Annotated in this window: 20 protein-coding genes; 17 read left to right on the forward strand and 3 right to left on the reverse strand. The window is 62.2% G+C overall.

The window, feature by feature from the left end:
• The 16 genes from gspD (at position 1) to PSCI_RS12630 (ending at position 16,345) form a co-directional block, all read left to right on the forward strand.
• Positions 1-1,947 (forward strand): type II secretion system secretin GspD, encoded by a 1,947-nt coding sequence (gspD, locus tag PSCI_RS12555; RefSeq protein WP_084709952.1) that lies wholly within the window; start codon positions 1-3, stop codon positions 1,945-1,947.
• A 5-nt stretch (positions 1,948-1,952) separates the two neighbouring features.
• Positions 1,953-3,401 carry a GspE/PulE family protein gene (locus tag PSCI_RS12560; RefSeq protein WP_084710227.1) on the forward strand — a complete coding sequence of 483 codons (1,449 nt, stop codon included), beginning with the start codon at positions 1,953-1,955 and terminating at the stop codon, positions 3,399-3,401.
• 3 nt (positions 3,402-3,404) lie between these two features.
• Entirely contained in the window at positions 3,405-4,607 is a 1,203-nt protein-coding gene (gspF, locus tag PSCI_RS12565) for a type II secretion system inner membrane protein GspF (RefSeq protein WP_045487135.1), read from the forward strand.
• Positions 4,608-4,625: 18 nt separating this feature from the next.
• The gene (gene gspG / locus PSCI_RS12570) at positions 4,626-5,057 is read left to right on the forward strand and encodes a type II secretion system major pseudopilin GspG (protein WP_084709954.1); all 432 of its coding nucleotides are present in this window, start codon (positions 4,626-4,628) and stop codon (positions 5,055-5,057) included.
• 2 nt (positions 5,058-5,059) lie between these two features.
• Entirely contained in the window at positions 5,060-5,497 is a 438-nt protein-coding gene (locus PSCI_RS12575) for a prepilin-type N-terminal cleavage/methylation domain-containing protein (RefSeq protein WP_045487143.1), read from the forward strand.
• Complete coding sequence (locus PSCI_RS12580; protein ID WP_269451216.1) at positions 5,497-5,874, forward strand: type II secretion system protein; 378 nt, start codon at positions 5,497-5,499, stop codon at positions 5,872-5,874. Before PSCI_RS12575 ends, PSCI_RS12580 begins: the two co-directional genes overlap by 1 nt.
• The gene (locus PSCI_RS12585) at positions 5,871-6,458 is read left to right on the forward strand and encodes a prepilin-type N-terminal cleavage/methylation domain-containing protein (protein WP_045487145.1); all 588 of its coding nucleotides are present in this window, start codon (positions 5,871-5,873) and stop codon (positions 6,456-6,458) included. Before PSCI_RS12580 ends, PSCI_RS12585 begins: the two co-directional genes overlap by 4 nt.
• Positions 6,455-7,573: a type II secretion system protein GspL gene (locus PSCI_RS12590; RefSeq protein WP_052483389.1), complete on the forward strand. Its 1,119-nt coding sequence runs from the start codon at positions 6,455-6,457 to the stop codon at positions 7,571-7,573. The genes PSCI_RS12585 and PSCI_RS12590 overlap by 4 nt, the downstream gene beginning before the upstream one ends.
• Entirely contained in the window at positions 7,570-8,007 is a 438-nt protein-coding gene (gspM, locus tag PSCI_RS12595; RefSeq protein WP_045487148.1) for a type II secretion system protein GspM, read from the forward strand. The genes PSCI_RS12590 and gspM overlap by 4 nt, the downstream gene beginning before the upstream one ends.
• Complete coding sequence (locus PSCI_RS12600) at positions 8,004-8,678, forward strand: hypothetical protein (RefSeq protein ID WP_045487158.1); 675 nt, start codon at positions 8,004-8,006, stop codon at positions 8,676-8,678. Before gspM ends, PSCI_RS12600 begins: the two co-directional genes overlap by 4 nt.
• Positions 8,679-8,877: 199 nt before the next feature.
• On the forward strand, positions 8,878-9,600 hold the full coding sequence (locus PSCI_RS12605; protein WP_045487159.1) for a GntR family transcriptional regulator: 723 nt from the start codon (positions 8,878-8,880) through the stop codon (positions 9,598-9,600).
• 62 nt (positions 9,601-9,662) lie between these two features.
• Positions 9,663-10,982, forward strand: coding sequence for an NAD(P)/FAD-dependent oxidoreductase (locus PSCI_RS12610; protein ID WP_045487160.1), 1,320 nt, complete (start codon positions 9,663-9,665; stop codon positions 10,980-10,982).
• Between the two features lie 151 nt (positions 10,983-11,133).
• Positions 11,134-12,462, forward strand: coding sequence for an MFS transporter (locus PSCI_RS12615; protein WP_045487161.1), 1,329 nt, complete (start codon positions 11,134-11,136; stop codon positions 12,460-12,462).
• Positions 12,463-12,517: 55 nt separating this feature from the next.
• On the forward strand, positions 12,518-13,420 hold the full coding sequence (locus PSCI_RS12620) for a dihydrodipicolinate synthase family protein (RefSeq protein ID WP_045487163.1): 903 nt from the start codon (positions 12,518-12,520) through the stop codon (positions 13,418-13,420).
• Between the two features lies 1 nt (position 13,421).
• Entirely contained in the window at positions 13,422-14,912 is a 1,491-nt protein-coding gene (locus PSCI_RS12625; protein WP_045487165.1) for an aldehyde dehydrogenase, read from the forward strand.
• Positions 14,913-15,418: 506 nt separating this feature from the next.
• Positions 15,419-16,345, forward strand: a complete 927-nt coding sequence (locus tag PSCI_RS12630; protein ID WP_045494204.1) for a DMT family transporter — start codon at positions 15,419-15,421, stop codon at positions 16,343-16,345.
• Between the two features lie 110 nt (positions 16,346-16,455).
• On the opposite strand, the gene PSCI_RS12635 is transcribed toward PSCI_RS12630, so the two are convergent.
• From PSCI_RS12635 to PSCI_RS12645, 3 genes are all read right to left on the reverse strand, one after another.
• On the reverse strand, positions 16,456-17,001 hold the full coding sequence (locus tag PSCI_RS12635; RefSeq protein WP_045487166.1) for an HD domain-containing protein: 546 nt from the start codon (positions 16,999-17,001) through the stop codon (positions 16,456-16,458).
• Between the two features lie 253 nt (positions 17,002-17,254).
• Positions 17,255-18,592 (reverse strand): type II toxin-antitoxin system HipA family toxin, encoded by a 1,338-nt coding sequence (locus PSCI_RS12640; protein WP_045487167.1) that lies wholly within the window; start codon positions 18,590-18,592, stop codon positions 17,255-17,257.
• Entirely contained in the window at positions 18,589-18,855 is a 267-nt protein-coding gene (locus tag PSCI_RS12645; RefSeq protein ID WP_045487168.1) for a helix-turn-helix domain-containing protein, read from the reverse strand. Before PSCI_RS12645 ends, PSCI_RS12640 begins: the two co-directional genes overlap by 4 nt.
• Before the next feature lie 277 nt (positions 18,856-19,132).
• Between PSCI_RS12645 and PSCI_RS12650 the strand changes: the two genes are divergently transcribed.
• Entirely contained in the window at positions 19,133-21,337 is a 2,205-nt protein-coding gene (locus PSCI_RS12650) for an OsmC domain/YcaO domain-containing protein (protein ID WP_045487169.1), read from the forward strand.
• Positions 21,338-21,602: the final 265 nt, after the last annotated feature.

Raw genomic sequence — 21,602 nt, forward strand, 5'->3', positions numbered from 1 at the left:
ATGATCACCAAGCACTTTCGTCATCCCCTGCGCATTATCCTGCTGTGCTGCCTGCTGGGCGTGGGCCAGGCCGGCGCTGAAGAAGAGCCGGTCTACGAGGTCAATTTCGTCGACACCGAACTGTCGGAGTTCATCGACAGCGTGTCGCGCATCACCAACACCACGTTCATCATCGACCCGCGGGTCAAGGGCAAGGTCACGGTGCGCAGCATCGAGATGCTTGGCAGTGACGAGATCTACGCGATCTTCCTTGCGCAATTGCGTGCCCAGGGCTTTGCCGCAGTAGACTTGCCCAACGGCAGTGTGAAGATCGTCCCGGATGAGTCGGCGCGCCTTGAGCCGGTGCCGGTGGAGTCCAAGCGCAGCAACGGCAAGGCCAACGACGGCATGGCCACCCGGGTATTCAATGTGCGTAACGCCGCCAGTGAACAGATGCTCAATATCCTGCGGCCGTTGATCGACCCGCGAGTCGGGGTCATCACGCCGTATCCGTCGGCCAACCTGCTGGTGATTACCGACTGGCGCAGCAACCTGGACCGGATCGACAACCTGCTGGTGCAGCTCGATCAGGTCAGCCAGGAACCGCTGGAAGTCATGGCCCTCAAGCACGCCAGTGCCAACGACACCGCACAACTGATGACGCGGCTGCTGGCCCGTGAACAGGGCGCCGACAGTGCCCAGGTGGTCGCCGACCCGCGCAGCAACGCCTTGCTGGTGCGCGGCAGCAGCGACAGTCGCCAGCGCGTGCGGGCCCTGTTGCGGCAACTGGACAAACCGCGTGATGCCTTGCAAAGCAGCAATACGGTGGTGATGTACCTGCGCCATGCCAATGCCGCCGAGGTGGTCAAGGTGCTGCGCGGCCTGGGTCAGGAAGACAGCGCAGCGCCGCCCGGTACGGCTGGCGAAGGCGAGAAGCCGCTGGTGGTCAGCAGCAACGGCGTGCGCATGGAATATGAAGAGGGCACCAACGCGGTGGTGATGGTCGGTCCCGACAGTGAACTGGCGGCCTATCGCAGTATCGTCGAGCAACTGGACATTCGCCGCGCCCAGGTGGTGGTCGAGGCGATCATTGCCGAGGTAACCGACACCCGCGTGCAAGAGCTTGGCGTGCAGTGGCTGTTCCAGCACGACAGCCTGGGCGGTGGCACGATCAATTTTCCGGGCGGCACCACGCCAAGCGTGGCCGCTGTCGGCGCGCTGGCGCAAAGTGGCGACAGCACCGGGCTGACGCAATTGCTCTCGGGCGTGCAGGGCGCCGCTGCCGGGGTCGGGCATATCGGTGGCGGGCTGAACTTCATCGCCCTGATCAACGCACTCAAAGGCCAGAGCGGCTTCAACCTGCTTTCGACCCCGACCCTGCTGACCCTGGATAACGCCGAGGCGTCGATCCTGGTCGGTCAGGAAGTGCCGTTCGTCACCGGTTCGGTGACCCAGAACAACGCCAACCCCTACCAGACCATCGAGCGTCGTGAAGTGGGGGTGAAGCTGCGCATCAAGCCGCAGATCAACATCGACAATACGGTGCGCATGGACATCGTCCAGGAAGTCTCCTCGATTGCCGAGAGCGCAGCGGCCAGCGATGTGATCACCAACAAGCGCGAGATCAAGACCAAGGTGATGGTCGCCGACAACGGCCTGGTGGTGCTGGGCGGGCTGATTGGCGATGAGACCACCGACAGCGACCAGCGCGTGCCGCTGCTGGGCGATATTCCCGGGGTCGGCCGGCTGTTTCGCTCCAGCGCCAGCCAGCGGGTCAAACAGAATCTGATGGTGTTTATCCGCCCGCGCATTGTCCGTGACGACCAGACCCTGGCGCAGTTGAGCAGCGAGAAGTACCAGAACCTCAAAACCACGACCAACCTGGCGCTGCCCGAGCGCAAGGCCAGCGACAACCTGTTGCAGTTGTTCCCGTCGAGCCGCGAGCGGCTGGGCCAGGTGAGCTGGTGAGTGGTCTGCTGGCTTACCGCCTGGCGCGTCAGGCCGGCGTTGCCCGGGTGCCGACCGAGCAGGGCTGGCAGTTATGGCTGCGCGCCGGGGCGGATACCGACACCTTGCAGGAAGTGTTGCGCGTGCATGGTCGGCCGACGGCGGTCGAGCATCTGAGCGCCGCCGATTACGAGCAGCGGCTGGGCGGCCTGTACCAGGCCGGAGAGTCGGCCACCGCAGCGCTGATCGAAGGCATCGGCGCCCAGGTCGATCTCGACAGCCTGATGAGCGAGCTGCCGAAGATCGAGGACTTGCTGGAAAACGATAACGACGCCCCGGTGATCCGCCTGATCAACGGCCTGTTTGGCGAAGCGCTGCGGCTGCAGGCTTCGGACATTCATGTCGAGACCTTTGAAGCCAGCCTGGTGATCCGTTTGCGGGTCGATGGTCATCTGCGCGAAGTGCTGCGTCCGCCGCGGGCCTTGTCGGCCATGCTGGTGTCGCGGATCAAGGTCATGGCGCGGCTGGACATCGCCGAAAAGCGCCAGCCCCAGGATGGCCGTATCACCCTGCGCGCCGCAGGCCGTGAAGTCGACATCCGGGTTTCGACCTTGCCGGGCATTCACGGCGAGCGGGTGGTGATGCGGGTACTGGACAAGCAGGCCAGCCTGCTGGACCTTGCCAACCTCGGCATGCCCGCAGCTGTCGAGCGCGGCTTGCGCGCCTGTCTGGCACGACCCAACGGTATCGTGCTCAGCACCGGGCCGACCGGCTCGGGCAAGACCACCACGCTGTACGCCAGCCTCAACAGTCTCAATGACGGCTCGTGCAATATCCTCACCGTCGAAGACCCGGTGGAATACGCGATCACCGGCATCGGCCAGACCGCGATCAACCCGCGCGCCGGGCTGACCTTCGCCAGTGGTCTGCGGGCGATTCTGCGTCAGGACCCGGACGTGATCATGCTCGGTGAAATCCGCGACCAGGAAACCGCACAGATCGCCGTGCAGGCCAGCCTGACCGGGCATCTGGTGCTCTCAACGCTGCACACCAACAGCGCGGTGGGGGCGGTGACACGCTTGCGGGACATGGGGGTCGAGCCGTTTCTGATTGCCTCCAGCCTCAAGGGCGTGATGGCCCAGCGGCTGGTACGTCGGCTGTGCCACTGTGCGACCGCGCAGCCCTTGCAGCCGGCCGAGCGCGAACTATGGCCGGAGCTGGCCGAACTGACCCACAGCTACCATCCCGTCGGTTGCGAGCAGTGCCAGGGCAGTGGCTACGACGGGCGAATTGGCCTGTATGAGTTCATCGAACTGGACGACGGCCTGATTCGCCTGCTCTACGACGGCGCCAGTGAGGTGGCGATGCACGATTACCTCAAGGGCAAGCGCCAGACCCTCGCGGCAATGGCCAGCGATTGCCTGCGCAGCGGCCAGACCAGCCTGGCCGAAGTGCTGCGCGCGGTGCGGGGCTGACCGATGCCGACTTATTCCTATCAGGCGCTGGACCAGGCCGGCCGCCTGTGCAAAGCCAGCCTGCAAGCCGAGAACGAACGGCATGCCCGGCAGTTGCTGCGCGAACAGGGCCTGTTTGCCCGCAGCCTGCAGGTGCAGGCTGCCAGCACCCGGCTGCCGCGCAGCCAGCGGCTCAATCACGGCCAGTTATGTGAACTGACCCGGCAACTGGCGACCCTGTCCAGCGCCGGCATTGCGCTGGTCGATGCGCTGGGCACGCTGGAGCGACAACTGGCACAGCCGGCGATTCGCAACCTGCTGGTGGCGGTGCGTGGCTCGCTGGCTGAAGGTCATAGTCTGGCCCAGAGCCTGCGCCGTCAGGGTGGCCTGTTCGATGGCCTGTATTGCTCGCTGGTTGAGGCCGGCGAACGCTCCGGCAAGCTGGCGCCGGTGCTGGAGCGTCTGGCCGAGCATCTGGAGCAGGTCCAGCGCCAGCGCCACAAGGCGCGGACCGCGATGATTTATCCCGCCGTGCTGATGCTGGTTTCGCTGGCGGTGGTGATGGGCTTGATGACCTTCGTAGTGCCCAAGCTCACCGAACAGTTCAACCACAGCGGCCAGACCCTGCCGCTGGTGACCCGGCTGCTGATCGGCCTGAGTGACGCTTTGGTGTGGGCCGGCCCGTGGTTGCTCGGGCTGCTGGTGCTCGGTGGTGCGGGCGCTGGCTGGTTGTTGCGCAAGCCGCACTGGCGGTTGCGCCTGGACCGCTCGCTGTTGCGCTGGCCCCAGGTCGGCGAGCTGCTAGGTGTCCTGGAAAGCGCCCGGCTGGCGCGCAGCCTGGCGATTCTGGCCGGCAGCGGCGTGCCGCTGCTGGAGGCTTTACAGGTAGCCACCGCCACGGTCGGTAATCGCGAGGTGCACCGCGCGTTGCAGAGCGTCCAGGCCCAGGTCGAAGGCGGGGTCAGCCTGCACCGTGCCTTGACCGGCGCCGGGCATTTCCCGCCGCTGCTGTTGAACATGGTTGCCAGCGGCGAGGCCAGCGGCACGCTGCCCGACATGCTCGAACGGGTCGCGGATAACCAAGAGCGTGGCTTCACCCGCCAGGTCGACACACTCATGGCGTTGTTCGAACCCCTGATGATTTTGGTGATGGGCGCGGTGGTGCTGTTTATCGTCCTCGCCGTGCTGCTGCCGATCATGCAGCTCAACCAGGGCCTGTCCTTCTGATTCATGGAGACTTTTGTTATGCCTCGTTCCCGCAACCAGCGCGGTTTCACCCTGATGGAAATCATGGTGGTGATTTTCATCATCGGCCTGCTGATCGCCGTGGTCGCGCCCAGCGTGCTCGGCAACCAGGACAAGGCCATGCGCCAGAAAGTGCTGGCCGACCTGTCGACCCTGGAGCAGGCATTGGACATGTACCGCCTCGACAACCTGCGTTACCCCAGCGGCGAGCAGGGCCTGAGCGCACTGGTCAAGGCGCCGAGCGTAGAGCCACTGGCCCGTGCCTGGCGCGCCGATGGTTACATTCGTCGCCTGCCGGATGATCCGTGGGGCAACCCGTACCGCTACCGCGCACCGGGTCAGCACGGGCGCATCGACATTTACTCGCTGGGCGCCGACGGTGTCGAGGGTGGCGAAGGCACCGACAGCGATATTGGTAACTGGAGCCTGTAACGGTGACGCGCAGCCGCGGCTTCACGCTATTGGAACTGCTGGTCGTGCTGTTGATCGTCGGCCTGTTCAGTGGCCTGAGTGTGGCCTGGCTCAATGGCGGGCCGGGCGCCGCATTACAGGCGCTGGACCAGTTGGCCGCTCAGGCGCAGCAGCAGGCAGCCGTGGCCCGGCATAGCGGGCAGTTGAGCGGACTGCGCTGGAATGGCCGCCAGCCTGAGTTCGTCCGCTGGCAGCAGGGCCAGTGGCGGGTTGAGCCTTGGCGGCCATCGGCCTGGCCGCAGGCGTTGCGTGCCGACTGGCCAGCATCCGGTGAACCTCGGGTGATCTTCACCCCAGCCGGTGTCGCCGGCCCGGTGAATTTGCGTTGGCAATGGCCGGACGGGCAGCAGAATTGGCGCTGGGGCAGTGACAACCGGCTGCTGCGAGGCGACGCCTTGTGATTAGCGCATTGAAACGGCAGCGCGGTTTCACCTTGCTGGAAGTCATGGTCGCACTGGGTATTGCTGCGGTGATGACGGTGATGGTCAGCCAGATGCTGCGCCAGCGTATCGCGGTGCATCAGGCGGTGCAGCAGCATCGGCTCGGCAGCCTGTGCGCCCGGGAGCTGGAAGCACGTTTCAGTGTCGAGCAGTACTGGCCGGCGGCTAACCAGGTGCAGGGCCAGTTGCAGCAGGGCAACCAGACCTGCCACTGGCGTCTGGAGCTGGGCATGACCGGCGTGCGAGACCTGCGCCGTGGTGAACTGAGGTTGTTCGCCAGTCGCGACGAGCGTGAGCCGTTGGGCCAGTTCAGCCTGTTTCTGGTACGGCCACGATGAAGCATGCGCGCGGCCTGACCTTGATCGAGCTGCTGGTGGCGCTGGCGCTGACCGCCGTATTGGGCGTGGTGCTGGCGGCGCTGGTCAACGGTTGGAGCAAGGTCCGTGAGCGGCTGGGCGAGGCGAGCGAGCAGCCGCAAGTGCTGGAGTTCTGCCTGGCGCTGGAGCGGCGTTTCGACAGCCTGATCGTGCGCCAGCTCTATGAACAGCGCCTGCCGTTGCCGCTTTACGCACTGGACTGGCAACCCGCTGCCAACCAGCTGGATTGGGTAGCGCTCAGCGCCTGGCCCGAAGCGGGTGCTGCGTCGCGTCAGGAGCGTCAGCGGCTGCTGTATGAACAACGCGAGAGGCGCCTGAGCGTGGCCACTTCGCAAGACTTGTACGCGGTTGCTGCGCCGCGCTGGCAACGCCGTGAGCAGTTGGAGGGCGTCGACCGGGTGCAGTGGAGCTTCTATCAGGGCAATCGCTGGCTGGCGTTCCCTTCCAGCGTCGCCGCATCACCGACCCGCGGTGTGCGGCTGGCGTTCGACTATCAGGGGTCACCTTATGTATGCACCTTTAATCTTGCGGATCTCACGCCTTGAAAACAGCCCTCATTAATCAGTTTGAGCGCCTGTCGCCAGGTCGCCGCAAGCCATGTGCCTGGCTGCTGGTACGCCCCGAAGCTGGCGGCTGGCAGTGGCGGCGTGTACCGGGTAATCAACAGGGCAGTTGGCCGCCACCGGCCGATACTTTGCAAGCGGCACGTGTGGCACTGCTGATTCCGGCGATGCATTGCAGCCACTTTCAGGTCGCAGCGCCGCCTGGGCTCAAGCGTCATGAATGGCCGCTGTTGCTTGAAGATCAGTTGCAGCAACCGCCGGAGCAGGTGCAGGTGCATTGCCTGGCGCGCAGCGCCGGGCACCTGCAACTGCTGGTGGTCAACAAGGCGCAGGTTCAGCAATGGCTGAGCGAGGCCGAGCAATTGGGTATCACGCCTGAGTCTCTATGGGCCGAGCTGCAACTGATGCCTCTGGCAGATGCTGGTGAGGTGCGTTGCTGGGTTCGCGATGATGCGCGCTATCTGGTGCGCGCCGATGAGCAAGGACGCCAGCAATGGCTGGTGTGGCCAGACGCGCTGGGCGAGCCGCCTGAAGGCTGGCGCAGCGACGCCTGCATGCACGGCGACTGGCCGCCGCAGTACGCGGATTTACAGCGCTTGCCGAACTTGCTGCAAGCGCGTCAGGTACGGCGGGCTAAAACCGCGTTGTTCAATCCTGTACAGCGTCGTCTGTTGGCGGTGGCGGCAGTGTTGGGCCTGTGCTGGGCGAGTCTGAGTCTGGTGCAGTGGCTCGGTCAGGTGCCGGGCTGGAAGGCTGAGGTCCAGGCGCTGACCGGTCCGCTGGCCAATACCCGTCAGGCCAGTCGTGAGCTGGCGCGCTTACAGAGCGAACAGACCGACTGGCGGGTGCGGCAAGAGCAACTGGTGATGCTTGAGCAGGCCATCGGCAACTGGCTGGGCAGCCAGCAGGCCTGGGGCGTGTCGGGCAGTTACTTCGACGGACGGACCTGGCGGCTGGTGTTAAGCGGCAATACCACAGCGCCTGCTGCCGAGCATTGGCAAAGCCTGGCGAAAGCGGCTGGCGCCACCGCCAGTGCCGAGCCGAGTGAAAACGGCGCGCTGCTGACCGTGCGTTTCGATCTGGGAGTCCAGCCATGAATGATCTGTTGCAACGCCTGACCCAAGGCTATGCCGCGCTGCCCGCGCCGCGCCGTTATCTGTTGCTGGGCGGTTGGGTGGTGGTGCTGACGCTGGTGCTGGTGTTGCTGGGCCGGCCGTTGGTCGACTATGTCCGGTCCGTGCAGCAATGGCAGGCATTGGCCGCTCAGGCGCGGCTGTTGCAGCGCGGCGACGGGTTGAGCAATGAGCGCTGGCAGGCACTGGCCAGCGCCCGTGGCGTGACTCTGACCGCCGTCGAACAGCGTGGCGAAGTCTGGCAGGTGCGCGGCGAGGTGTCGCGCGCCGAGAAGCTTGCGCAACTGATGCGCGGTGTTCAGGAGCAGGGCGCCCGGCCGCTGCGCTGGAGCCTGGAGCAGAGCGGCACCGGGCTGGTGTTCAATCTGGATGTCAGCCGCAGCGGGGCGCAGCCTTGAGTCGTGGCCTGTGGTGCGCAGGTGTGCTGGTGTTCGCCCTGACCCTGCTGGTCAAGCTGCCCGCCAGTTGGGTGTTGCGCGGGTTCGACTGGGCGCCGGGCTGGCAGCCTGAACAGGTCAGCGGCAGCCTGTGGCATGGGCGTATCGAGCGGCTAGGGCTGGTCGGGCCGTTGAGCTGGCAACTGCGTCCGTTGCAGCGTCAATTACAGGTCGATGCCGGCCTTCAGCAGCAAGCCTGGGCCTTGCGTGTCGAGGGCTGGCCGTGGCGCTGGCAAGCCCGCTTGCAACCTGCGCCGGTGCAGGCCACTAGCCGCAGCGACTACCTGCTCGATGGCCAGTGGCAAGGCGCGCTGCAATTCGAGGCGCGCGGCAGCCGTTGTATCGGCAGCCAGGGTGAACTGAGCGGGCAGCAGCTCGCGATGCTGGCGCCCTGGTCGTTGACCCTGGGCAGTGCCCGGATCTCGGCCAATTGCCAGCAAGGCCTGCAACTGCTGGCCGAGATCGAGCGCGCTGGCGAACATCGCCTGCAAGCCCGTATGCAACCTGTGCAGCAACGCCTGCAGCTCAGCGGCCAGGTACAGCCTGACGCGGCCATCACTCCCTTGCTGGTGCAGGCTGGCCTGCTCAAAGCCGGTGCCGGGCAGTTTGAAAAGCGCTTCGGTCCGCGCTGAAAACGCTCCAAAACCGACATCGATGAGCGGCTTTTTTCAGCGACCTGCTGATTTTTAAAAGGTTTGACAGGCTTCGGCAAGAAGCGCTGTTGTCTGGGAGCGACACCCGTGAAAAACGGTGTAGACACATTGTCTTACAGGCTCTTATATTTGTTAGACAAATTGTAGACATTGCTCCGCGGCCAGCAGAATAATCATCATGAAAGCCTGTTCCGAAGTTGATCAATCCAGCGCCGACGCTCCCCAGGACCGTAAGGCTGCCTTGGGCGATGCACTGCGTCGCCGCATCCTCAACATGGAGCTGATTCCGGGTCAGGTCATTGATGAACTGTTGCTAGGCAACGAGTTCGGTCTGTCACGTCCGCCAGTGCGTGAGCTGCTGCGCCAGATTGCCGCCGAAGGCTACATCGAGCTGGAAACCCAGCGCGCACCGCGGGTCGCGTCAATGGGCCATGAGTCGCTGCGCGGCTTTTTTCTGGCCGCGCCGCTGATCTACAGCGCCACCACGCAACTGGCGGCCAGTCATGCCAGTGCAGCGCAGATTGTGGTGCTCAAAGGTATTCAGGAACAGTTTCGCCAGGCCATCGTGGACAACGACGTCGATGCGCGGGTTATCCACAACGATGCCTTCCATCTCGAAATCGGCAAGATGGCCCACAACGATTATTTGCTGCCCAGCCTGCGCCGCTTGCTGATCGACCATGCGCGGCTCGGACGGATTTTCTACCGCCACCCCAGTAGCGATGACATGCAGCGCGACCTGCAACTGGCCTGCGAGCAGCATGACCAGATGATCGAAGCCATCGAGCAGCGCGACGCCGCCAGGGCAGCGGTGGTGGTGGGCGAGCATTTCGAGCTGTCCAGACGGCGCATGGCCGAATACGCCACACCAATGGCCGCTTCTGTGGCGTTTACCTATTGAGTAGCTACACCTGGCGGCACAGCAGGCCAGACAAATCGAACAATAAAGCGCAGGTCCCAGCAATGACGAAAGTAACTCATCTGCCCGCAGACGATACCACCTGCGGTTGGTATCACCTCAGCCGCAAGCGCCAGCCAAAGCCTGCCCATGCCGGCAAGAGTTCCGCGCGTTGGGTGGTGGTGGGTGCCGGCTTTACCGGCCTGGCGGCTGCCCGGCAACTGGCGCTGAATTTCCCGAATGACGAAATCGTGCTGGTCGAAGCCCAGGAAGTGGGTTTTGGCACCTCCGGGCGTAACGCCGGGTTCGCCATCGACCTGCCCCACGACATTGGTGCCGATGACTACATCGGTGATCTGGACACCGCCAATATCAACATGAAGCTCAACCTCACCGGCCAGTCGTTGCTGCGTGAGGTGGTCGAGCAGCATGGCATCGATTGCCAGATGAAAGCCTGCGGCAAGTATCAGGCGGCAGTGGAAGACCGTGGTATTGCAGTGCTGGATGCCTACCGTCGTGGTCTGGACAAACTCGGCCAGCCTTACGAGGTGATCGAGCAAGCCGACATCCCTGCGCACATCGGCACGCATTTTTATCGCAAAGCGCTGTTCACTCCGGGCACGGTGCTGATCCAGCCTTCAGCGCTGGTCAAAGGCCTGGCCGACACGTTGCCGGCCAACGTCACCTTGTATGAACACACGCCGATCACCGATGTGGAGTACGGCGACAAGATTGTGCTGCGCCATGCCCACGGCAGTATCACCGCCGACAAACTGGTGCTGACCAACAATGCGTTCGGCATGAGCTTTGGCTTTCTCAAAGGCCGCATGCTGCCGGTGTTCACCTACGCCAGCATCACCCGCACGCTGACCGATGAAGAGCAGCAGCGGCTGGGCGGCAAACCCTATTGGGGCGTGATTCCGGCCGACACCTTCGGCACCACCGTGCGGCGCACGCCGGACAACCGTCTGCTGATCCGCAACAGTTTCAGCTTCAACCCGGACGGCCGTGCCAACCAGAAGTATCTGCAGCGCTTCGTCAACCGCCACCGTGCGTCGTTCGCGGCGCGTTTTCCGATGCTGCCGCAGGTCGATTTCGAATACACCTGGGGCGGTGCCCTGGCGCTGTCGCGCAACCACGCCGGGCACTTCGGCGAACTGGCGCCCAACGTTTTCGGTGCGCTGTGCTGTAACGGCCTGGGCATCACTCGCGGCACAGTGACCGGCACCTTGCTGGCCAACTGGCTGGCCGGCCAGCGCGACGACCTGACCGATTACCTGCTGGGTTCGCCGGGTCCGAACCGCAACCCGCCAGAGCCGTTTCTCTCGGCAGGGGTGAACTTCAACCTGATGTGGGGGCAGTACCGGGCAGGACGAGAAAGCTGAGTGTGCAGGCGGGGGGATCGCGTGGTCGCCCCAACGGCCGTCCAGACGGCCGGTTTTACCGATTCACAAGGCTTGACGAGTTTTCAGGGCTGAACCGCTGTTTGGCTTTGCGGGTTCGTTTAGCCTGAATTAACGGTTTTTGGAGACAATAATGACAATGCCCCATACCTCAATCGAGGACGTACCGCTCAACTCGTTCCACAAGCTGCTGACGGTCCGCTCCGGTGGTGGCTCGTTCGTCGATGGTTACGTTCTGAGCATCATCGGCGTGTGCATGCTGCAGATGACGGCTGCACTGGGCCTGAGTGCGTTCTGGCAAGGCATGATCGCCGCCTCGGCACTGATCGGCATTTTCTTCGGCGGTTTTTTCGGTGGCTGGCTGACCGATCGGTTCGGTCGCAAACGCATTTTCTTCGTTGGCCCGACCCTGTTCGTGCTGGCCTCGGTGGCGCAGTTGTGGGTCGAGTCGGAAGTGACCCTGTTCCTGCTGCGTTTCATGATCGGCGTGGCGGTGGGCATCGAGTACCCGGTGGCCACCTCGCTGCTGGTCGAATTCCTGCCCAAAAAATACCGCGGCCCGCGCCTGGCGACCCTGACCATTCTGTGGTTCGCCGGTGCTGCGACGGCCTATCTGTCCGGTGACTTTATCTTGCGGCACGGTGGCGAAGACGGCTGGCGTCTGGTGCTGTCCAGCTCGGCAATCATCGGTGCGGCGCTGTTTGTGGTCCGTCTGGGGACTCCCGAGTCGCCGCGCTGGCTGCTCGGTAAAGGCCGGCCCGGCGAAGCCGAGGCAATCATCAAACAGGTCTATGGCCCGGACTTCTCGTTGCAGAACCTGCCTGAGCAACCGAAAGAGAAAAAACTGTCGGTACTCAGCCTGCTGCATTCGGGCTATGGCAAGCGCATGTTGTTCGTCGCGATGTTCTGGAGCTGCTCGGTGATCCCGGTGTTTGCCGTGTACGCCTTCGCGCCGACGGTGCTGGCGGCGTTGAACCTCAAGGGTGACTGGGCGGCCTTTGGCTCGATCATCATCACCTTCCTGTTCGTGATCGGCTGCATCATCGCCACCAACCTGATCAACAGCATGGGCCGGCGCAGCATGCTGATCTATAGCTTCCTGCTCTCGGGTATCGCGCTGCTGGGTCTGGCCGCTTTCCACGACGCTTCGCAGGTCCTGATCCTTACATTGTTCGGTGCGTACGCGCTATTTATCGGCGGCGCCCAGGTGCTACAACTGGTCTACCCCAACGAGCTGTTTCCGACCGAAATCCGTGCTTGCGCGGTCGGCGTCGGCACCTCGCTGTCGCGGGTCGGCGCAGCGGTCGGCACCTGGCTGGTGCCTATGGCGCTCGACAGCTACGGCATCGGTTTCACCATGTATGCCGCCGCCGCCGTGACCCTGGTCGGGCTGCTGTTCTCCCTTGCTCTTGCCCCTGAAACCCGCTCGCTGAACCTGCAGCAGGCGGCTTCGCTGTCCTGAAAAACAACCAGCCGCGCCGATGAGCGCGGCGTCTTACCCAGTGGAGGTTAACCCCATGAAATTCGAAGGCATCTACACTCCGGCCATCACCCCGCTCAAGGCTGACGGCTCGATCGACGCTTCGGCCTTTGCCGAGGTTCTGGAATACCTGATCGCTCAGAAGGTGCACGGCATCATCATTGGCGGCTCCACCGGTGAGTACTACGCGCACACCAGCCAGGAGCGCTTCGACCTGGCAGCCCAGGCCAAGGACGTGATCAACGGCCGCCTGCCACTGATCATCGGCACCGGCGCGATTCGCACCGAAGATTCGGTCGCCTATGCCGAACACGCCAAGTCGATCAAGGCTGACGCGCTGCTGGTCGGCACCCCGCCTTACGCACTGCCGACCCAGCAGGAAATCGCTATTCACGTCAAAGCCGTGGACCGCGCTGCCGGCCTGCCGATCATGCTCTACAACTACCCAGGCCGCATGAGCGTGGCCATGGACGACGAGTTCTTCGATGCGGTGGCCGATGTGCAAAACATCATCGCCATCAAGGAAAGCTCGGGCGACATGAACCGCCTGCACCGCACTGCGGTGAAATACCCGAACATCGCCCTGTCGTGCGGCTGGGACGACCAGGCCCTGGAATTCTTTGCCTGGGGCGCACAGAGCTGGGTTTGCGCCGGCTCCAACTTCATCCCGCGTGAGCACGTGGCGCTGTTTGAGGCCTGTGTGATCGAGAAAGACTTCAACAAGGGCCGTCGGATCATGGCTGAGCTGATGCCGCTGATGGACTTCCTGGAAAACGGCAAGTTCGTCCAGTCGATCAAGTACGGCAGCGAGCTGCAAGGCCTGAAAACCGGTAGCGTGCGTGCGCCGTTGCAAGGCCTGACCGATTCCGAGAAACAAGCGCTGAGCGAGGTGGTCAGCACCCTCAAGCGCAACATCGCGCAAATCACCGGAGGTGCCTGAGATGGCCGACCTGCTGAGCAAAGAACAGTACAAGGCGCTGGCCGCTGAACTGAAATTCCCGACCCAGGCATTCATCAACGGTGAATTCCGTGATGCGCTGTCGGGCAATACCTTCGCCACCACCAACCCGGCCACCGGTGAGCTGCTGGCCAACATCGCCGCCGGCAACAGCGACGACGTCGATCTGGCGGTCAAAGCCGCTAAAGAGTCTTTCGCAGACGGTCGCTGGAGCAAGCTGGCGCCGGCGGCACGCAAGCATATCCTGCTGGATTTTGCCCAACTGCTGGAAGACCACGCCCATGAACTGGCAGTGCTGGAAAGCCTGGACAGCGGCAAGCCGGTCAGCGAATGCCAGAACGTCGACGTGCCGGAGACCATCCACACCCTGCGTTGGCATGCCGAACTGATCGACAAGATCTACGACTTCAGCGCCCCGACCGGTGCCGGTGCGGTAACCACCGTGGTCCGTGAAGCCATCGGGGTGGTCGGTCTGGTGCTGCCGTGGAACTTCCCGCTGCTGATGCTGGCCTGGAAAATCGGCCCGTCGCTGGCCGCCGGTTGCTCGATCGTGGTCAAGCCGGCCAAGGAAACCACCCTGACCGCCCTGCGCGTTGCGGAACTGGCCCATCAGGCCGGCGTGCCGGCGGGCGTGTTCAACATCGTGCCTGGCGGTGGCCGCGAAGTCGGCGAGCCGATCGGCCGGCACATGGACATCGCGGCGGTGAGCTTCACCGGCTCGACCGACACCGGCCGGCTGTTCCTCAAGTACTCGGCCGAGTCGAACATCAAGCGTGTGGTGCTGGAACTGGGTGGCAAGAACCCGGCGGTGGTGATGAACGACGTCGAAGACCTCGACGAAGTGGCCCAGTACCTGGTGGCCGGTGCGTTCTGGAACATGGGCGAGAACTGCTCGGCGTCCTCGCGGCTGATCGTGCACCGCGACGTCAAAGACAAGCTGCTCGAGCGCATCAAGGTGCACGTGCGCGACTGGCAACTGGGCGACCCGCTGGACCCGGCCAATCGCCTGGGCGCGATGGTCAGCAAGTCGCACTTCGAGAAGGTTCGCTCGTACCTGGAGCATGCTGTTGAAGCGCAACTGCAGGTGGTTGAAGGCGGTAACACCCGTGATGGCGTGTTCATCGAGCCGACCATTGTTGATGGCGTGAAAGCTGGCGACAAACTGTTCGTCGAAGAGATCTTCGGCCCGGTCTTGAGCGTCACCACCTTCAACACCATTGATGAGGCCATTGCCCTGGCCAACGACACCGTTTACGGCCTGGCGGCCTCGGCCTACACCAGCAACCTGCGCAACGCGATCCGTCTATCGCGCGAGATTCGCGCCGGTATCGTCACCGTCAACTGCTTCGGTGAAGGCGACGCTTCGACGCCGTTCGGAGGCTACGGCGAGTCAGGCTTTGGCGGTCGCGACAAGTCGCAGTGGGCGCATGATCAGTACACCGAGCTTAAGACCATCTGGATCAATGCTCAGTAAGGTATCGGGTCGTCTTGACCTGATCCTTGTTTGATTTACCGCCTTGGGCACCACGCGGCCCGGGGCGGTAAAGAGTCATGCACAGCACGTGCATGACTCACCGTTCAGGCGAACTTGCATCAAAGCTCAGGGAAGAGCCTTTCAATGTTGCGGCGCCATGGTAATAGGGGCTGTTGTCGGTTCATCACAACCGCGCCGAGGTCTGTTTTGTCGGCCTGCACAGGCTTCACTCTGTTGGGGTGCATGCGACAAAACAGCCACGGCCCTGCGGGTTGCGCCCCAAATCGCGCCATGCTTTGTTGAAGGACTTGAAAAGGGAGTGACCCTTTCTTGCGTCCTTCGCCTCGCCTGACACGATTTGGCGCTGCAACGCGGCCTGCGCTGAAACGTCAACAGCCCCTAGGCTTTATCGGCTGCCAGATAACCCATGAATTGATTGAACAAAACCAGTGCGCAAGCCAGCACAGACCGGCTGCGTTCGCCTAAATTTTGAGATTACTGCCATGATCGTTTCCTCCAATGTTGCGCAGGCTTCCTGCGCGACAGTGCATCGCAATGCCCTGATTTCTGCGCACATCGCCGCCATTCTGTTTGGTCTGACCGGCATCCTCGGTGCGCTTATCCAGGCTGATTCCAGCATCATCACCTTCGGTCGTGCGGCCTTCGCGGTACTGGCACTGGGCGCGTTTGCCCAGTTGCAGGGGCGCCCGGTATTCAGCGGCCTGAACGGGCGCAAGCTGGCGGTGCTGGCTGTGTCGGGGGTGTTTCTGACCTCACACTGGATCAGCTTTTTCATCGCCGTGAAGGTCGGCGGTGTGGCGGTCGCCACGCTCGGGTTCGCCAGCTTTCCGGCGTTCATTGCATTGATCGACCGAGTGGTGTTCCGTGAGCGCATCAGGTTCGGTGAGGCTGTGCTGGTTGCCTTGGTCAGCCTCGGCCTGGTGCTGGTGGTGCCGTCCTTCGACTTCGCCGACCAAGGCACCATCGGCTTGCTGTGGGGGCTGGGGTCGGGTTTCTCGTTTGCCTTGCTGGCCATCGTCAACCGCCGTTACATCAAGGGCCTGGACTCGATGCAGGTCGCGTTCTGGCAGAACCTCACGGTATCGCTGCTGGTGGCGCCGTTCGTGGTCAACAGCCTGGGCCAGCACGTACTGAGCAGCATGGACTGGGTCTATCTGGCGGTGCTCGGGGTGTTCTGCACCGGCCTGTCGCAGTACCTGTTCGTCCGCAGCCTGAAAACCCTGGACGCGCGCAGCGCCGGCCTGATCATCGCGCTGGAACCGGTGTACGCCATCGCCTGCGCCTGGGCGTTGTTCAGTGAAGAACCTTCGCTGCGCATGTTGCTGGGGGCGGCGATCATCATCCTGGCGAGCGTGATCTCGGCACGCGGCAAAAAGGCCGTTGAGTCGAGCACGCTATCTCGCCAGCGCTGATGGACGCATTGGCAAGATGATTCGCCGCTGTGCGCCGTGTTTGCAGAATGTGGGTGCTTGAGCAGTCGATTACCTGCGCAGGCGCTCATCAGGCGCTTCTGGCGATTGAATCAGTTGATATCAACGTAACGCTGCCGGTAACTCGCCATGGCCGCCAGCAGCCGTTCGCGCAGGTAGCCATGCGCATGGCCGAGCGTACTGAGAATCTGCGCCGATTCGGCCAGGTAGGAACTGCGTTTGGCATGCGACCAGCTGTCGGGCGCCGATTGCAGGTTGGTGATGCGATCGCACAGTTTGATCACCGCAGCCTCGCGCGAGTGTGCGGCGATGCCTTGCAGGTATCGTTCGTCAGAGTAAGGCGCGATCAGGTTCTTGCTCAGGCTGGCCACGGTGGCCGCCACCGGTTCGCCAAACACCTCGGCCAGCGCCTGCTGGCTGATGCCGGTGTCTTCCACCACATCGTGCAGCAGTGCGGCGGGCAGGGCGATGTCCAGGGCGCCGACCGACTCGTGGCGATCAGCGAAGATCAACTCGTTGGCGACCATCGCCACATGAGCGGCGTAGGGCAGATCCGAGGCTTTCAGCGTCTGCCCCAGGTGAGCCTGGGCGGCGAATAACCAGGCTTTGTTGTAGAGCTGTTGCAGGTCGAGGCTCATGGCAGGGTTACCAGTTTTCACGAGGTCTCGGCAGAGGTTGCCCGACCGAAAGTGTCAGGGTACGCCCTTCGAAGTCTTGGCCTCAACCTGTGGTGGTCTCAGTTGGTTTGCAGCTCCGGTGGCTGGATCGCCAGAGTCAGACGCGATAGCGCCCACTTACTCACATGCACACGGTTGTGAGCGATCCGCCTGGCTTTCGGGTTGAGTCACCTCCAGCGGGAGGCATGTTGAAATGTGCGAAACAGTGTTGCCTCTAACGCTTTCGTGGAGCCAGCAACTCTGAGCGGCCGACCTGTATCCGGTTATCCTCAGGTGCGATGGGGTCGGAGAACCCGGCTTCATGGATGGCAGCATCCAGCCCGCGCAGGTGGGGCGCGGCCTTTGAACTGCGCAGTGTCTGCATGCCTTCGTTCCAGGCGTGTACCATCTGTTTTGCTACATCGCGCCAGGCCGGCTCGTTCTTTGCGGCTTCAATCACTTCTCTGCCGGTAACGACTGCGGACTCGCACAACTGCTCGACCATCGCTGCATACTGGCGAGGGCCAATGCCCAGGCGAGCATTGAAAAAAGTTTCCAGTGTGCGCCCCGGTGTCCAGGTCTGCCGACCTCCTATAGATAAACCGGGCGGATTTGCTGCGAAGCGCGGGTAGGCCTGGGTTGTGACTAGATCGTAAACAGGCGAGAACCTCACGTCTGCCAGTGAGGTGTAATACAACGCGATGTTCTTGGCATGGCAGTCTGCATTACGCACCACATAGTTTGTCAGCAGGTGCCAGCCCAGGTGTTCGCGTTGCTTGCGCAGATGTTCGGCAGGTACATAAACCTGGGTGGCATTGCATACACGTTCTATGGTTGTTGCGTACTTTTCGTGGGGTGGCAGCCCCAGCAAACCACAGGCATCTTCCACACCGTGAGATGCAACGCCATGCTCATCTACATCAAAGCGATCCACCACCAGAACCCGGCCGTCTTCCGACATGCGGCATGGCGCTACGGGGGCGGTCTGCAGACGCTCCAGAACCCGCATGGTGTAGAACTCGTTAAAGCCCAGATAAGGTGTCGTATCGTCAGAACCCTTGATGATGTGAAAGCGGGTGCGCAAAGTGGGCTTGCCTAACGGTAGCTTGTTAACGCTCACATCCTGGGCGATGAATTTGGGCACCACGCCTGAAATTGCTGCCCGGGCATAACGGCGTACCAGTGTCGCAAAATGCCCGGCGGTATTTTCTGCCGTCAGTAGATGACTGATTTCCAATGGCTCTATTTCGGCTTTTGGTCTGACGCCCTCGGGGGTGATCGTGACCCGGCCAATACCGGTTGCACCAATCACGGCCAGCAGAGAAAGATCTGTACCGTCAAGCAATGCACCGAACTCTTCGCGAATGACGCCCAGCAGGTAGCCCTCAGGCAAGTTCTGGCGAAAAAAAGGGAACAGATCACGTGGCCAGCGCCAAGGCGCCTCACGTACCGGTAGTGCCAGGCTGACGAAATCGGCTGCCGCTGTTTGCGGGAGGTAGTGCAAGACGTATTCGTCTCTTTCACGGTACAGCCTGGCAACCGTTCTACCGCAGACATGGACGTCCAGTATCATTGATCTGCCACCCCCGAACGTTGTTCGGCGAGTATGTCCTCAACCGTACGCACATGGCCTGCCCTGACCATCCTCAGGTCATAGCCGGCTGCCTCCAGCAGGCGAACGAGGGCTGCCACGCTCATATCGCCCTTGGCGACTGTTTCCATGCGAGCCACGGTAGAGCGCGAAACACCTGCGCGGCTGGCCAGCGCCTCCTGACTGAGCTGAGCCTCTTTGCGAGCTTGTTTGAGCATTTCTGCTACATCGAAGAGCGTCGTCATTTGTAGCCCTTAAGCGTCAATAAATTGCTTGGTGTCATAAAATGTAGCCCAAGGGATACAAAAAGACCAAGCCTCTCGTTTTGAGAAACCAGGATTGGCTGCCAGTTTTGTAGCTCTAGAGCATCAGGTAATCTTGATCTCGGGCAGGCTGTGGCTTCAAGGCTACAGTTTTCTACGCGAATAACTGTGGTGTGCCTCACTGAGCAAAACCACAACACCTGCCATGCAAAACCCGGATAATGGCCGCCAATTCTGCTCGCAATTCTGGTAGTCCCGCATGGAAATCAAGGTCAACTTTCTCGATAACCTTCGACTTGAAGCCAAGTTCGATGACTTCACGGTCATCGCCGACCAACCGATCCGCTATAAAGGCGACGGTTCGGCACCGGGGCCGTTCGATTATTTCCTGGCATCGTCGGCCTTGTGCGCGGCTTATTTCGTCAAGCTGTACTGCCAGACCCGCGACATTCCTACCGAAAACATCCGCCTGTCGCAGAACAACATCGTCGACCCGGAGAATCGTTACAACCAGATCTTCAAGATCCAGGTCGAGCTGCCCGCCGATATCTCGGAAAAAGACCGTCTGGGCATTTTGCGTTCCATCGATCGCTGTACGGTGAAAAAGGTCGTGCAGGCAGGTCCGGAGTTCATCATCGAGGAAGTCGACAACCTCGACGCCGATGCCCAGGCGCTGTTGATCCCCAGCACTGCTGAGGGTGCCAACACCTATATTCTTGGCAAGGACCTGCCGCTGGAGCAGACCATCGCCAATATGTCGGGGATCCTCGCCGACCTGGGAATGAAGATCGAGATCGCTTCGTGGCGCAATATCGTGCCCAACGTCTGGTCGCTGCACGTGCGCGACGCGCATTCGCCGATGTGTTTCACCAACGGCAAGGGCGCGACCAAGGAAAGCGCCCTGGCCTCGGCACTGGGCGAGTTCATCGAACGGCTGAACTGCAACTTCTTCTACAACGACCAGTTCTGGGGCGAGGACATCGCCAACGCCGAATTCGTCCATTACCCCAACGAGCGGTGGTTCAAACCGGGGCGCAAAGACGCCTTGCCGAAAGAGATCCTCGACGAGCATTGCCGCGAGATCTACAACCCCGATGGCGAGCTGCTCGGTTCGCACCTGTACGACACCAACTCCGGCAACATCGAACGTGGCATTTGCTCGCTGCCGTTCGTGCGTCAGTCCGATGGCGAGGTGGTCTACTTCCCCTCCAACCTGATCGAGAACCTGTTTCTCAGCAACGGCATGAGCGCCGGTAACACGCTGGCCGAAGCCCAGGTGCAGTGCCTGTCGGAGATCTTCGAGCGGGCGGTGAAGCGCGAAATCCTCGAAGGAGAGCTGGCGCTGCCGGACGTGCCGCAGGATGTCCTGGCCAAGTACCCGGCCATCGTCGCCGGTATTCAGGGCCTGGAAGAACAAGGCTTCCCGGTGCTGGTCAAGGATGCCTCGCTGGGCGGTGAATTCCCGGTGATGTGTGTGACCCTGATGAACCCGCGTACCGGCGGCGTGTTCGCCTCGTTCGGCGCGCACCCAAGCTTCGAGGTGGCGCTGGAGCGCAGCCTGACCGAACTGCTGCAAGGCCGCAGCTTCGAAGGTCTGAACGACCTGCCGCAGCCGACCTTCGAAAGCCAGGCGCTGATGGAGCCAAACAATTTCGTTGAGCACTTCATCGACTCCAGCGGTGTGGTGTCGTGGCGTTTCTTCAGCGCCAGGTCTGACTTTGAGTTCGTCGAGTGGGACTTCTCAGGCCAGGGCGAAGACTCCAACGCCCAGGAAGCCGCGACCCTGTTCGGCATCCTTGCCGACCTCGACAAGGAAGTGTACATGGCGGTGTATGACGACCTCGGCGCCACCGCCTGTCGCATCCTGGTGCCGGGTTACTCGGAAATCTACCCGGTAGACGACCTGATCTGGGACAACACCAACAAGGCGCTGTTCTTTCGCGAAGACATCCTCAACCTGCACAGCCTCGAACAGGAGCAACTGGAAGATCTGGTACAGCGCCTGACCGAAAGCGAACTGGACGAGTACAGCGACATCACCACGCTGATCGGTATCGAGTTCGACGACAACACCGCCTGGGGGCAGTTGACCATTCTGGAACTCAAGCTGCTGATCAACCTGGCGCTGCAGCGTTTCGAAGAAGCCAAGGAACAGGTCGAAATGTTCCTGCAGTACAACGACAACACCGTCGAGCGCGGCCTGTTCTACCAGGCGGTGAACGTGGCGCTGGAAGTTGAACTGGACAACGAACTGGAACTGGCCGACTACGAAGTCAACTTCCGCCGTATGTTCGGCAACGAGCGTATGGATGCGGTGCTCGGATCGCTTCAAGGCAGCGTGCGCTTCTACGGCCTGACCCCGACCAGCACGAAGCTCGAAGGCCTCGAGCGTCACCAGCGGCTGGTCGACAGCTACAAAAAACTGCATGCCGCACGGGCCAAAGCCGCCGGCCTGGCAGGCTGACTGAAAATCAGACCTTTCTGACAACGCGTGTCCCGGTAAGCCACATCGTTGGCTTGCCGGGTGTCAGATCTCGACTGCTAACCGCTGATTAGACTGGCCGCTTCCCACAACGACGATGGCAGGGGCGGCACAGTGAGCGGACAGATGGCAGGATTTCCTGAGAATTACAGCGGCTGGCTGGCCCAGCTCAAAGCGACCGCTGTCACAACCAGACTGCAAGACGACTCTCATCTTGGTATTGGCTATCAAGGCGAGGTGGTCAGGT

The organism is Pseudomonas sp. StFLB209, assembly GCF_000829415.1.
GTDB lineage: Bacteria > Pseudomonadota > Gammaproteobacteria > Pseudomonadales > Pseudomonadaceae > Aquipseudomonas.